This is a genomic window from Acinetobacter sp. ANC_7553 (genome assembly GCF_056779895.1).
In genome coordinates this window covers 237794-250752 of record NZ_JBWYIV010000002.1, presented here as the reverse complement: position 1 = coordinate 250752, position 12959 = coordinate 237794, and the positions used below count along the sequence as shown (strand labels likewise).

Here is a 12959-nt window from a genome sequence, read left to right as displayed (position 1 = left end):
TTACTTAATTATAGTATTTAATAATTTTAAATTATCAAATTCATTACTTTTAATTATGTATTGATGCTTATTCAGCGCTTTTATTGCGCAATAAATGACCCATAACAGCGCACCCCAAACTAATACTAATCATGTTAAAATCATTCATATTTCGCACCTATGATCGATCTCCTTTTCGCTTGATTAAGTTTTAACGTACATGCACGCACAAATCTCATTGATACAACAAGTTGATGCTTTCCTACCTCAAACCCAATGTGGCCTATGTGGCCACCGTGATGGTTGTTTACCTTATGCTAAAGCTATTGTAGAAGGAGAAGACGCAAATAAATGTGTACCTGGCGGTCAACCTGTTGCTGACGCAATTGCTCACGTACTGAATCGCCCTAAGCTTAAAGCTGAAGAAAGCGTTTGGCCAATTCAGTCTGATGGTCGTCCACAGCGTATGAAAGCAATCATACGTGAAGACGAGTGTATTGGTTGCACTAAATGCATCAGTGCTTGCCCTGTTGATGCCATTATTGGATCAGGAAAATTAATGCATACTGTGTTAACTGATCTTTGCACTGGATGCGAATTATGTATTCCTCCTTGTCCAGTCGACTGTATCGATCTCGTTGAAGATTTACAGCCCATACCAAATGAGCAAGCCCGCATCCTAGAACAAAACGATCTTAGAAATCGATATTATGCTCATATTCAACGTGAGGAAAATCGCAGACTTCATCGCAAAGGTCCTGTCGTTAAAGCTGAAATTGATACTGCACTTTTTGCTCAATTTTCAAAACAATTACAATCCGTACCTACTATTCAAACAATAGAAAAAACAGCACTTCATAAGACATTAGATGCAAAATCTACAATCGAACTTGCCAAATTACGTACACAAATTAAAAAGCTTGAAAAACAACTTTCTTTACGTGAGAGCCTCGATAAGCGAGAGCAACTCAATACTTTATATGAAAAACTCAATTCAATTGAGGGTGTTTAAATGACCGTTAAAACACCTAAGACAGTAAAAAACATGACAAAAAAGCAAATTCAAATTTTTTTTGAAAGATTAAGAGCTCAACGCCCAAACCCTAAAACAGAGCTGAATTATTCTTCACCCTTTGAATTGTTAGTTGCAGTGACATTATCAGCACAAGCCACTGATGTAAGCGTAAATAAGGCCACAGATAAGCTTTTCCCTGTAGCAAACACACCTGAAGCAATCTATGCCTTAGGTGTAGAAGGATTAAAATCTTATATTAAAACGATAGGTCTCTATAACTCTAAAGCTGAAAATGTCATCAAAGCTTGTGAAATATTGATTAAACAACACAATAGTATTGTTCCTAACAACCGTGCTGATTTAGAAGCACTTCCAGGCGTAGGTCGAAAAACTGCAAATGTGGTATTGAATACGGCTTTTGGTCAACCAACCATGGCAGTTGATACCCACATCTTTCGATTAGGTAATCGTACTGGACTTGCTGTAGGAAAAAATGTACTCGAAGTTGAACACCGTCTAGTGAAAGTGATTCCAAAAGAGTTTATTGTAGACGCTCATCATTGGTTAATTTTACATGGACGTTATTGCTGTATTGCGCGGAAGCCAAAGTGCAACGAGTGTGTTGTAAGTGATGTGTGCAATTGGCCTGAACGTTTCGAATATGGAGCGATAAGACAGATCGATTTAAAACAGATTTAACGATCAATAGATTTTTTTTGATCTTTTTTCTCTTTATCTAATTTCATCTGTTTTTGACTATCGCGAAGTAATTTAAAACTTATAAATACCAAAAAAGACAATACTGCCAAGCATGCAAGCATCAATAAAATAATGGCAATATTTTGCACTTGTTTACCTTCACATCATAAAAAAAGAAGCCCTAATATGACTTAGGGCTTCTTTTTTGTCAAAGCTGAATAATGATTATTTAGTTTGATCTAAAATTGCAAAAAGTTCTTTTTGAACTTCTTCAATAGGACGAAGTCCATTCAGCTTATCATACGTTGGCGCATTTTCACCTGAAGCTGCACGCCCTTGGTAAAAGCCAACCAATTGTTCAGTTTCAGTATGATATGAACCTAAGCGCTTACGAATTGTTTCTTCTTGGTCATCTGGACGCTGAACTAAATCTTCACCAGTTTCATCATCTTTGCCTTCCACTTTTGGTGGGTTGTAGACGATATGATAAACACGACCTGATGCTGGATGTTGGCGACGACCCGATAAGCGTTTAACGATTTCTTCATCAGGCACATCAATTTCGATCACGTGATCAATATCAATGCCTTCTTTTTCCAAAGCTTCAGCTTGAGGAATCGTACGAGGGAAACCATCAAAGATACAACCATTTGCACAATCTGGTTGTGCAATACGCTCTTTAACCAGACCAATAATCAGTTCGTCAGAAACTAGACCACCATTGTCCATTACAGATTTTGCCTGTAGACCGAGTTCAGTTCCTTCACGAATTGCAGCACGGAGCATATCACCGGTTGAAATTTGTGGGACATTGTAGCGCTTGCAGATCAACTGAGCTTGAGTACCTTTACCTGCTCCAGGTGGTCCGAGTAATATAATGCGCATAAATAAACATCCTCATTTTAACTATATCGACGATACTTGGTTAATGTCTTTGGTAGGCACCAATCCAGCATCTATTTATAAGAAAGCCACAAATAAATGAATCAGACCCGCGAAGAAACCTGTTACCCCACCTAGCACAATTAAGATCCATTCGTCTTCCTGGAATGCAGGACGTAATAGATTTTGAAACTCGCGCGGCGTTAATTCACGGATACGTTCTTTAAACATTTGATAGATTTTCTGTGCACGGCTCGCATTAAAAGCTGGGTCGCATACAGGCACCATCGTAATTTCAATTGAGCGATCGATCAAGTCTGTCTTGAGTTTTGCATACTCTTTTGGACCTAAAGACAGCTGTAATGATGTACGAACCAATGGTGTTTCCATGATTTCATTGATATGACGTTTGACAATACGGCGTGTTTTGTCTTTTTTTCCACCATACATCATTTCCATCATAATAGATTTCAATGTAATCAAATCTTCAGTCACTACACGGGCAAATACATCTGATACTTCTTCTTGGCGCTTCATAAACGCACCTTGAATATTATAAGAACCAATGCGTGGAATAACAGGTTTTATCCAAGGGAATTTACGATCTTGAGTTAACTCAAAGAATTGTGGATAACGAATATAATGTGGCTCAACTGGATTAAATACCATCCAAATTGCAATCCAATTCGTTAAAAAGCCCCAAATTGCTGCCCAGAATGGTACGGTCCAATGCCAAGGCACGACAAACCAAACGATCATTTGGAAGATACCGAAGAACATACCGATTAATGCACTGATATGCCAAATGAAATTAATTTCTTTTTGACCCACTTTTAAGAACATATTAACCATCAATTGACGGTCGCCTTCCATTTGACTCACTACCATCGCACGCATATCCACGAGCGACTCAACATTTAAAGTTAATTCAGTTACGAGCTCTTTCAAAACATTTGGAAGTTGCTTATGTGCTTGCGCATAAATACGTCGCTTGATTGAGTAAGGTAAGTTTTCCCATAGAACCGCATTGCGATCCATCATCACTTCATCAATTAAGTGCTCTAACTCAAAGCCAACCTGTTCACCAATGATACGAGCAGTATCCTCGGGATCCATCGCATCTAAGAACTCTCGTAAGGAGCCAAGTTTTGATAGTGTATTGTCGGTAATAATACCCGATATACGTCCTGCCTTACGTGGAACAATTCCTTGCCATCCCACCGGAAGCGGACCTAAGTGAAAACCCCAAAACTTAATTGGATAAAACACCATCTTGAGTGCCATCCAGACGTGAGCCCAAGTCACAAATGCGGTTACTGGGATAATACTCAGTACTGCATAAAAATCAGGTCGATTGACGAAGGCTTGCCACAAATCACTCACATATCCAAACATTCATGACTCTCATATTCATATATCTAATTGCAGTCGAACTTGAGGTATAAAACCATAAAGCTTTCTAAAATCCTACACTTAAGGTGTAGGCAAACTGTAGTTCTGGTTTAGTTTCAAAAATCACTTGGTTTCCTTGCGTGATTTCCTCTCCTGCTTTTATCCCTACACTAAATGTACTAATTCTTTCTTTATTCAGCATGACATAAGATAAATCTATACCACCACCGAGTTGAGATTCCTTTTCACCATTGACTGTTTTTGATTTTAGATGACCAGCAAATGCACCTAAATAAAATCCATTTAAGTCCTTAGTTCCGAGAATTATTGGGTAACGAAAACCGACTTGAGCACCCACATCGTGGTCGTCATTTAAGAAAGCGCCAAGCTTTCCGTATCCAATACCGTATGGAGTGACGTATTCTAAATTCCCATGCGCTAACCGTTGTGTAACACCAGCACCCACATTTATTTTAGAAAATTGTTCTGGTTTCAATTTTGCTTCAGGATAAAACGATGAAAAATCTGCGTATGCTAAATTCCCTACCCACATCATGACAGCAAAGGAAACGATTTTTCTCATTATTTTCTCCATTCTCTCAAACTGAGAACAATATTATTATTCATCCATAGTGCTTCGACTTTAACAGAATAATTTTCGTTCTTATATACAACAAGCTTTAAAATTAGTGTCTATTTGGTCAAATTTTAATTTTTATAACATACGAACTATTTATTAATTTTTCAAATTTTATAGTCAATCTGAGTTAAAATACTTTGATATAAAGTCAGCTTTTACCCGCAAAAAAGTAAAGATCTATGAAGCAGCAGTTCCCACTGAAGAATGTACAACAAGAAAAGCGAATTTTTCGTAGTCGAGTGGTGTTTGCTATTTGCGTGGTAATCTTTTTTTTACTTGTTCTATTGTCTCGATATGCTTATTTGCAAATTGTGCATTACGACCAATTTAAAGATGCATCGGACAAAAACCGAATTCGTTTACAACCGATTTCCCCTGCCCGCGGTTATATTTTTGATCGTAACGGCATTCTATTGGCTGACAATTATCCAGTTTTTACGGCTACATTAAGTAAAGCGGATGTGCCTGATATTGAAGACACGGTAGAACGCCTTAGAAAGATTATTGACTTGAGCGAAGAAGACATCGAACGCTTCATGAGTCGTGTGAAAACCGCAAAAAAGACTGAACGTGTAACGCTTAAACTAAACTTAACTGAAACAGATATCGCTAAATTTAGTGAAGTAAAGTTTAAATTTCCTGGTGTTTCTATTGAAACCCAAATGACGCGTTATTACCCGCATGGTGAATTATTTGCCCATGTTATTGGGTATGTCGGTCGTATTAACGATAAAGAACTCAAAAGCATTGATAAAGATGCTTACGCAGGTACAAACCTGATCGGTAAAATTGGTGTAGAAAAATTTTATGAAGACCTGTTGCATGGCTCACCTGGCTTTGAGTCTATTGAGACAGATGCTTTCGGTAATGTCTTACGGAAATTAGGGCGTAAAGATTCTGTACGCGGTAATGACCTCTATTTATCACTTGATTATGGTCTCCAAACAGTAGCTGCTGAGCAACTTGCGGGGCGTCGTGGTGCAATTGTTGCAATGGATCCACGTACAGGTGAAATTTTGGCACTCGTTTCGAGTCCAAGTTTCAACCCAAATTTATTCGTGACTGGTATCAGTCATACAGACTATAGTGCGCTGCGTGACAATTTAGATCAGCCGTTGTATAACCGCGCAGTTCAAGGGACTTATCCACCAGGTTCTACCATTAAGCCTATGGCTGCATTAGGGGGTATTCACTACGGTATTGTCGATTGGTCAACTGCTATTTCAGATCCAGGTTATTTCCACTTACCAGGAGATTCTCACAAATTCCGCGACTGGAAAAAAACGGGGCATGGTGTAGTCAATATGCACAAGTCCATTGTTGTCTCATGTGATACTTACTATTACGTTCTTTCTTACCAGATGGGGATCGATCGTATGAACACATGGATGCGTCAGTTTGGATTTGGTGAGAAAACGGGTGTAGACCTTCCTAGCGAAAGTACAGGATTGTATCCTTCGCCAGAATGGAAAATGCGTACTCGCAATTCTAAATGGCTCAAAGGGGAAACAATCTCAGTCAGTATTGGGCAAGGTGCGTTCACTTCTACCCCCTTGCAACTTGCGATGGCAACTGCAATTACTGCAAATCATGGCGCCCATGTTACACCGCATGTATTACGTGAAACCAAAGGAACAAAGCAATTCAAAGTCCACAATGCACCAGATTATAAAATTGCCTTCAATGGTACTGATGAAGATTGGATTAAGATGCGTGATGCCATGGTGGATGTGATCCAATCTGGAACAGGTAAAGGGATTCGTGGTGGACTGCAATATCAAATTGCGGGTAAAACAGGTACCGCTCAGGTCAAGAGTATTGCGCAAGGTAAAAAGTATAACGAAGCTTTATTAACTGAACGTCAACTCGATCACGGCTTATTTGTAGGCTTCGCCCCTGCCGACAACCCAGAAATAGCGATTGCAGTGATATGGGAAAATGGTCGTGGAGGTTCAGGAGCAACCGCGCTCGCACGTCCTGTATTAGATTATTGGTTACTCCATCGTGATCGTAAGCCAATAAAGCCGATGAATCATGTTGTCAGCGGCGGCTTAATGACAGCAGGCATTAAGCCTGGTGAATTACCTAGCGGATCTAGTAATTTATCAGCCGATCCAAATGCACTTCCTCGTGAACTCCAAACATCACGTAACAGCAACAGTGCAACGAATGCAACGAATGCAACGAATGCAACGAATGCAACGAATGCAACGAATGCAACGAATGCAACGAATGCAACGAATGCAACGAATGCAAACACTGACACTCAACGTAACACGAGTCAATAAATGAAAAATCAACTCCGCATCATTGGTGGTGAATGGAAACGCCGTGTATTACCTTTTGCCACTATTGAGGGTTTAAGACCAACACCAGATCGTGTACGCGAAACTTTATTTAATTGGTTAATGTGGGATATTCAACAAGCGCAGGTGCTAGATGTTTGCGCTGGATCTGGTGCATTAGGTTTTGAAGCGCTATCTCGAGGGGCAGCTCATGTCACGATGATCGAACCTAATTTAGAGCAAAATAAATTTTTAAAATCAAACTTAGCGCTTTTAAATGTGAATAATGCAAAACTGATTCAAAGCACTGCCCAAATCGCGCTAAAACAACTCTCAAACAATCAATTCGATGTAGTTTTTTTAGATCCTCCCTATAGTTTAAATCTTTGGGAGGAGTTGGCTTCATTGATTGACCCAAAACTCAAAACAGATGCATTTATTTATGTCGAAGCCGATCAACCATTGTCATCACTTAATCTACCTTCTTCATGGCACCTCATAAAAGAAACCAAAGCTGGAACAGTTAAATCAGGCCTTTATCGAAAAATAGATTAGACATTTAAAATGTCTGATTCCAAAAAATCCGAATCAATCTGCCTCGATCGTAGGGAAACGAGGATAAAAACTCGTACCCTATCGTTTGATTCTGTTTCAGCAAATACTCAACACCATATCCAAACGTAATGCTTAATTGTTCCAGATTTGATAAGTCAAAATGACCTGTATCAAGTTTATTCTTCAATTCATTCCGATCAAAAGCTGTGAAATTAAAAAACTTAATACGTTCGGATTGAAAAATTGAATGCGTCAATACATCAAATCTCGAATATTCTTTCTCATTTAATTCTGCAATCTTGGTCTGTTCACTATTTAAATCTTCTATGGCAGGCTCATAGTGAAGTTCTTGCTGAGCTTCAAAAAAATTAAAAATGAGATTTTGATCTTTCGTATTTTCATCATGATCCAAGGAGTTCGCGTGAACAGCAGAAATAGAAAAAATCATCAAAGCTTGTAAATAAAGTTTAAAATTTTGAATCATATTAATTTTACGTTTCTATATCTTATTATTATGCATGAAAAAAGCCTCCACTCAGGAGGCTTTTTTACTTAAAGGATTAAGCTAAACCTTTTTCTTTGAGTACTTCTAACATCGTTGAACCAAGTTCAGCTGGGCTACGTGTATATGCCATTCCAGCACGCTCAAATGCAGCAAATTTTTCTTCTGCTGTGCCTTTACCACCTGAAATAATAGCACCAGCATGACCCATTCGCTTACCTTTCGGTGCAGTCACACCAGCAATATAACCAACAACAGGTTTGGTCACATTTGATTGGATATATTCTGCCGCTTCTTCTTCAGCTGTACCACCAATCTCACCAATCATAATAATTGCATCTGTGTCTGGATCATCTTGGAACAGTTTCAAAGCATCAATCTGATTCATACCAGGGATTGGATCTCCACCAATACCAATACACGTTGATTGTCCTAATCCTAACTTCGTAGTTTGTGCAACAGCTTCATAGGTCAACGTACCAGAACGCGAAATAATACCGATTCGTCCTGGCTGATGAATATGTCCTGGCATAATACCAATCTTACATTCACCCGGCGTGATAACACCTGGACAGTTTGGACCCACTAAGCGAGCACCATTTCCATTGGTTTCTAGATAGCGTTTCGCTTTCAGCATATCAATGGTTGGTACACCTTCAGTGATAACAACAATCAGTCCAACGCCAGAGTCAACTGCTTCAACGATAGAATCCAATACAAATGGTGCAGGAACGTAAATGACCGATGCATCAGCACCAGTCTCTTTCACTGCATCTTTCATTGTATTGAATACAGGTAGATTTAAATGAGTTTGACCGCCTTTACCTGGAGTCACACCACCCACAACCTTAGTACCATAAGCCAAAGCTTGTTCTGAGTGGAATGTACCATTTTTACCCGTAAAGCCCTGTACCAATACTTTAGTGTCTTTATTAATTAATACGCTCATGATTGATACTCCTTATGCTTTTACTGCAGCAACAATTTTTTCTGCGGCATCAGATAAGCCGTTTGCAGAAATTAGTTTAAGACCAGATTCATCAAGTAATTTTGCACCTAGTTCTGCATTATTCCCTTCTAAGCGAACAACAACAGGCACTGTTACATTTACTTCTTGAACCGCTGCAATAATTGCTTCAGCAATCATGTCACAACGCACAATACCACCGAAGATATTGATCAGCACACCTTGTACTGACTGATCCGCTAAAATGATCTTGAATGCTTCAATTACACGCTCTTTGGTTGCGCCACCACCTACATCCAAGAAGTTTGCTGGTTGACCACCATAGAGTTTAATGATGTCCATGGTTGCCATTGCAAGACCTGCTCCATTCACCATACAACCAATATTACCTTCTAAAGCAACATAGTTAAGGTCAAACTCAGATGCCTTGAGCTCACGCTCATTTTCTTGCGATTTATCTCTTAAAGCAGAAACTTCTGGCAAACGATATAAAGCATTCGAATCAATACCGACCTTGGCATCAACACACAAAATTTCACCATTTTCACGGACTGACAAAGGATTGATTTCAAACAATGCGAAATCATTTTCTACGAACGCTTGATAAGCTGCAGACATAATTTTAACAAATTGATTAATCTGTTTATCTTTCAGCTCTAAAGCAAAAGCGACTTCACGAGCTTGGAAAGGAAGTAAGCCAACCAATGGATCTACTTCAACTTTAATAATTTTTTCTGGAGTTTCTTCAGCGACTTTTTCAATTTCGACACCACCTTCAGTAGAAGCCATGAAAGTAATACGACGTGATGAACGATCAACAACTGCGCCTAAATACAATTCACGCTCAACTGGATAGACATCTTCTGCAACGAGTACACTGTTAACTGGTTGCCCATTTGCATCCGTTTGATATGTAACTAAACGAGTACCAATAATTTGCGAAGCATATTCTTTTGCTTCATCAGCTGACTTAACGACTTTAACGCCGCCAGCTTTTCCACGCCCACCGGCATGTACTTGTGCTTTCATAACAGCGAATTTGCCGCCTAGCTGTTCAAATGCTTTTACTGCTTCCTCTGCATTTGTAGCGATGATGCCTTCCTGAACTGGCATACCATATTTTTTTAACAGCGATTTCGCCTGATACTCGTGTAAATTCATTGTTTTACCTTTTACTACTTTTCACTTTTTATGACACACCAATATTTAAACTTCCTTCGCAATAAATATTGGCATTTATTAAATTTAGTATTCTAGTTTTAGATGATTATTCAAACAAAAACAACCACCAAATGCAAAAAGAGCGGCCTCAGCCGCTCTTTTTTGTGTTATTTACGTTTACGCTGAATCGCGTGAATCGCTCGCCCATCTACTGCTAGCGCAGCTTCATGAACTACTTCAGAGAATGTTGGGTGACCAAATGTCATTAATTGAAGATCTTCAACGCTTGATACAAATTCAAGTGCGATCATGCCTTGGTGAACGATATCGGACGCAGCAGGTCCAATCACGTGCATACCAAGCAAACGATCCGTTTTAGCGTCAGCAACAAATTTCACGAAACCAGCATTTTCTCCAGCTGCCATCGCACGACCATTCGCTGCGAAACCAAATTGACCTGTTTTAACTTCGTGACCTTTTTCTTTCGCTTGTTCTTCTGTTAAACCAACCCACGCCGCTTCAGGGTGTGTATAAATCACAGAAATAATCGTGTCATAGTTCACTTGAGCTGCGTGACCATGAATACGTTCAACAGCCATTACGCCTTCTTCCATTGCTTTATGTGCAAGCATTGGACCACGTACTAAGTCACCAATTGCATATACACCTTCAACAGAAGTTGCACACCAATCATTTACTTCAACCAAACCACGTTCAGTTAGTTTAATGCCAGAATCTTCTGCTAATAAACCTTCTGCATACGCTTTACGACCCACGCAAACGATCAATTTGTCGAAAGTCTGAGTTTTGTCTTCGCCACCTTGAGTGTACTTTACTGTCACTTCACGACCATTGATTTCTGTACCAGCTACTTTTGCGCCAACACGAATATCAAGACCTTGCTTAGTTAATACTTTTTGGTAATCTTTTGCCAAAGCTTTATCAGCCATTGGTAAAAATGCATCCATTGCTTCAAAAACAACAACTTCTGCACCCAAACGACGCCATACTGATCCAAGTTCAAGACCAATGACACCTGCACCAATTACACCTAAACGCTTAGGTACTTCTTGGAATTCAAGCGCGCCAGTAGAATCAACGATAAGATCTTGATCTACAGGAGCAACAGGAATATTTACAGGAACAGAACCGGAAGCAAGAATGACATATTTAGGTTCTAAAATCTGAGTTTCGCCCTCATGTGGAACAAACTCAACTTTTTTACCAGCTAATAATTTACCTGTACCCTGCAACCATTCAATACCGTTACCTTTCAACAGGCCATCAATACCCATTGTAAGTTGGTTAACGATTTTATCTTTACGAGCAAGTAACTTTTGAAGATCAAATTTTACTTCGCCCGTTGTAATACCATGATCATCTAAATGATGAACAGTATCTTCATAACGATGTGAAGAGTCTAAAAGTGCTTTAGATGGGATACAACCCACGTTCAAGCAAGTACCACCTAAAGAGGGTTTTCCTTTATGAATACGCTTTTCAATACACGCAACTTTGAAACCCAGTTGTGCTGCACGAATAGCAGCTTCATAACCACCTGGACCACCGCCGATTACTACTAAATCAAATTGTTGAGACATTCTTCTCTCCAAAAATGGGCCTAGAGGATCGCTCTAAGCCCATGGATTTATTCTTTAGAATTAAAGATCAAGGATAAGTTTAGCTGGTTCTTCTAACAATTCTTTGATTGTTACAAGGAAACCCACTGCTTCTTTACCATCAATTAAACGGTGGTCATAAGAAAGCGCTAAATACATCATTGGTAAGATTTCAACTTGACCATTTACCGCCATTGGACGCTCTTGGATTTTATGCATACCCAAAATTGCAGTTTGTGGCGTATTTAAAATTGGTGTTGAAAGCAATGAACCGAAAGTACCGCCATTAGTGATCGTGAATGTACCACCTGTCATGTCTTCAATGCCCAGCTTACCATCACGTGCTTTGAATGCGTAATCACGGATACCATTTTCAACTTCAGCATAGTTCATGCGATCAGTATCACGTAATACTGGAACTACTAAACCACGGTCAGAAGATACCGCTACACCGATGTCATAGTAACCGTGATAAACGATATCATCTCCATCAATTGAAGCATTTACAGCTGGGTAGCGTTTAAGTGCTTCAGTTGCAGCTTTAACAAAGAATGACATAAAGCCTAAACGAGCACCATGACGCTTTTCAAAAGCATCTTTGTACTGAGCGCGCATGTCCATGATTGGCTTCATGTTGACTTCGTTGAACGTCGTTAACATTGCTGTTTCTTGCGTTGCAGCAAGTAAACGCTCAGCCACACGCTTACGAAGACGTGTCATAGGAACACGTTTTTCAATACGCTCACCTACAGCTACGCTTAATGGTGCAGCAGCAGGAGCAGCAGGTTTAGATTGGTGATTCGCCACATCTTCTTTAGTGATACGGCCACCACGACCTGTACCTGAAACTTCTGATGCATTAATACCAGTTTCAGTTAATGCCTTACGAACAGCTGGAGCTTGATCTTGAACAGGAGCTTGAGCGCGTTCAACAACAGGAGCAGCACCCGCTTCTGTAGCAGCAGCAGCTTGCTCAACTTTCTCTTCAGATTGAACAGCTTGAGTTTGAGAAGCACCTGAAACAGCACCTGCTTCAAATGTAGCAATTACTTCATCAGAAAGAACTGTGTCGCCTTCGCCTTTAATGATATTTGCAATCGTACCATCTGCAGGAGCAACAACTTCAAGTACAACTTTATCCGTTTCGATATCACAGATCACTTCATCACGTGATACCGCTTCACCTGGTTGTTTGTGCCAAGTTGCAATTGTTCCGTCTGCAACTGACTCTGGGAATACCGGTGCTTTAATTTCGGTTGCCAT

13 protein-coding genes are annotated in these 12959 nt (G+C 39.7%); 4 read left to right on the top strand and 9 right to left on the bottom strand.

The window, feature by feature from the left end:
* The first annotated feature begins 199 nt into the window (after positions 1-199).
* Together AC1M9I_RS02870 and nth are read left to right on the top strand one after the other, a co-directional pair.
* Positions 200-991: an RnfABCDGE type electron transport complex subunit B gene (locus AC1M9I_RS02870; RefSeq protein WP_481593068.1), complete on the top strand. Its 792-nt coding sequence runs from the start codon at positions 200-202 to the stop codon at positions 989-991.
* Positions 992-1693, top strand: coding sequence for an endonuclease III (gene nth, locus AC1M9I_RS02865; RefSeq protein WP_481593069.1), 702 nt, complete (start codon positions 992-994; stop codon positions 1691-1693).
* Here the strand turns inward: nth and AC1M9I_RS02860 are convergent.
* The 4 genes from AC1M9I_RS02860 to AC1M9I_RS02845 all read right to left on the bottom strand — a co-directional run bounded on the left by AC1M9I_RS02860 (position 1690) and on the right by AC1M9I_RS02845 (position 4550).
* Positions 1690-1842, bottom strand: coding sequence for a hypothetical protein (locus AC1M9I_RS02860; protein WP_481593070.1), 153 nt, complete (start codon positions 1840-1842; stop codon positions 1690-1692). The two genes, nth and AC1M9I_RS02860, sit on opposite strands and share 4 nt — an antisense overlap.
* Before the next feature lie 76 nt (positions 1843-1918).
* Complete coding sequence (adk, locus tag AC1M9I_RS02855) at positions 1919-2578, bottom strand: adenylate kinase (RefSeq protein ID WP_035268488.1); 660 nt, start codon at positions 2576-2578, stop codon at positions 1919-1921.
* A 75-nt stretch (positions 2579-2653) separates the two neighbouring features.
* Positions 2654-3970, bottom strand: coding sequence for a hypothetical protein (locus AC1M9I_RS02850; RefSeq protein WP_481586472.1), 1317 nt, complete (start codon positions 3968-3970; stop codon positions 2654-2656).
* Between the two features lie 64 nt (positions 3971-4034).
* A complete protein-coding gene (locus AC1M9I_RS02845; RefSeq protein ID WP_035268492.1) occupies positions 4035-4550 on the bottom strand; it encodes a hypothetical protein in 516 nt (171 codons plus the stop codon).
* A 236-nt stretch (positions 4551-4786) separates the two neighbouring features.
* On the opposite strand from AC1M9I_RS02845, the gene mrdA reads away from it, so the two are divergent.
* Complete coding sequence (gene mrdA, locus AC1M9I_RS02840) at positions 4787-6895, top strand: penicillin-binding protein 2 (RefSeq protein WP_481610648.1); 2109 nt, start codon at positions 4787-4789, stop codon at positions 6893-6895.
* Positions 6896-7447, top strand: a complete 552-nt coding sequence (gene rsmD / locus AC1M9I_RS02835) for a 16S rRNA (guanine(966)-N(2))-methyltransferase RsmD (RefSeq protein ID WP_481593072.1) — start codon at positions 6896-6898, stop codon at positions 7445-7447.
* A 4-nt stretch (positions 7448-7451) separates the two neighbouring features.
* Here the strand turns inward: rsmD and AC1M9I_RS02830 are convergent, their stop codons facing one another.
* From AC1M9I_RS02830 to odhB, 5 genes are all read right to left on the bottom strand, one after another.
* Complete coding sequence (locus AC1M9I_RS02830; RefSeq protein ID WP_481594373.1) at positions 7452-7931, bottom strand: hypothetical protein; 480 nt, start codon at positions 7929-7931, stop codon at positions 7452-7454.
* 76 nt (positions 7932-8007) lie between these two features.
* Positions 8008-8898, bottom strand: a complete 891-nt coding sequence (gene sucD, locus AC1M9I_RS02825; protein ID WP_481588922.1) for a succinate--CoA ligase subunit alpha — start codon at positions 8896-8898, stop codon at positions 8008-8010.
* A 12-nt stretch (positions 8899-8910) separates the two neighbouring features.
* On the bottom strand, positions 8911-10077 hold the full coding sequence (sucC, locus tag AC1M9I_RS02820; RefSeq protein WP_035268500.1) for an ADP-forming succinate--CoA ligase subunit beta: 1167 nt from the start codon (positions 10075-10077) through the stop codon (positions 8911-8913).
* A 167-nt stretch (positions 10078-10244) separates the two neighbouring features.
* Positions 10245-11678, bottom strand: coding sequence for a dihydrolipoyl dehydrogenase (gene lpdA / locus AC1M9I_RS02815; RefSeq protein ID WP_035268502.1), 1434 nt, complete (start codon positions 11676-11678; stop codon positions 10245-10247).
* 60 nt (positions 11679-11738) lie between these two features.
* A complete protein-coding gene (gene odhB / locus AC1M9I_RS02810; RefSeq protein ID WP_035268505.1) occupies positions 11739-12959 on the bottom strand; it encodes a 2-oxoglutarate dehydrogenase complex dihydrolipoyllysine-residue succinyltransferase in 1221 nt (406 codons plus the stop codon).

What these genes read in the sequence shown, in the direction of transcription:
- AC1M9I_RS02870 (WP_481593068.1), top strand. Translation starts at nt 200, where the DNA reads ATGCACGCACAAATCTCATTGATACAACAAGTTGATGCTTTCCTACCT.
- nth (WP_481593069.1), top strand. Translation starts at nt 992, where the DNA reads ATGACCGTTAAAACACCTAAGACAGTAAAAAACATGACAAAAAAGCAA.
- adk (WP_035268488.1), bottom strand. Translation starts at nt 2,578, where the DNA reads ATGCGCATTATATTACTCGGACCACCTGGAGCAGGTAAAGGTACTCAA.
- AC1M9I_RS02850 (WP_481586472.1), bottom strand. Translation starts at nt 3,970, where the DNA reads ATGTTTGGATATGTGAGTGATTTGTGGCAAGCCTTCGTCAATCGACCT.
- AC1M9I_RS02845 (WP_035268492.1), bottom strand. Translation starts at nt 4,550, where the DNA reads ATGAGAAAAATCGTTTCCTTTGCTGTCATGATGTGGGTAGGGAATTTA.
- mrdA (WP_481610648.1), top strand. Translation starts at nt 4,787, where the DNA reads ATGAAGCAGCAGTTCCCACTGAAGAATGTACAACAAGAAAAGCGAATT.
- rsmD (WP_481593072.1), top strand. Translation starts at nt 6,896, where the DNA reads ATGAAAAATCAACTCCGCATCATTGGTGGTGAATGGAAACGCCGTGTA.
- AC1M9I_RS02830 (WP_481594373.1), bottom strand. Translation starts at nt 7,931, where the DNA reads ATGATTCAAAATTTTAAACTTTATTTACAAGCTTTGATGATTTTTTCT.
- sucD (WP_481588922.1), bottom strand. Translation starts at nt 8,898, where the DNA reads ATGAGCGTATTAATTAATAAAGACACTAAAGTATTGGTACAGGGCTTT.
- sucC (WP_035268500.1), bottom strand. Translation starts at nt 10,077, where the DNA reads ATGAATTTACACGAGTATCAGGCGAAATCGCTGTTAAAAAAATATGGT.
- lpdA (WP_035268502.1), bottom strand. Translation starts at nt 11,678, where the DNA reads ATGTCTCAACAATTTGATTTAGTAGTAATCGGCGGTGGTCCAGGTGGT.
- odhB (WP_035268505.1), bottom strand. Translation starts at nt 12,959, where the DNA reads ATGGCAACCGAAATTAAAGCACCGGTATTCCCAGAGTCAGTTGCAGAC.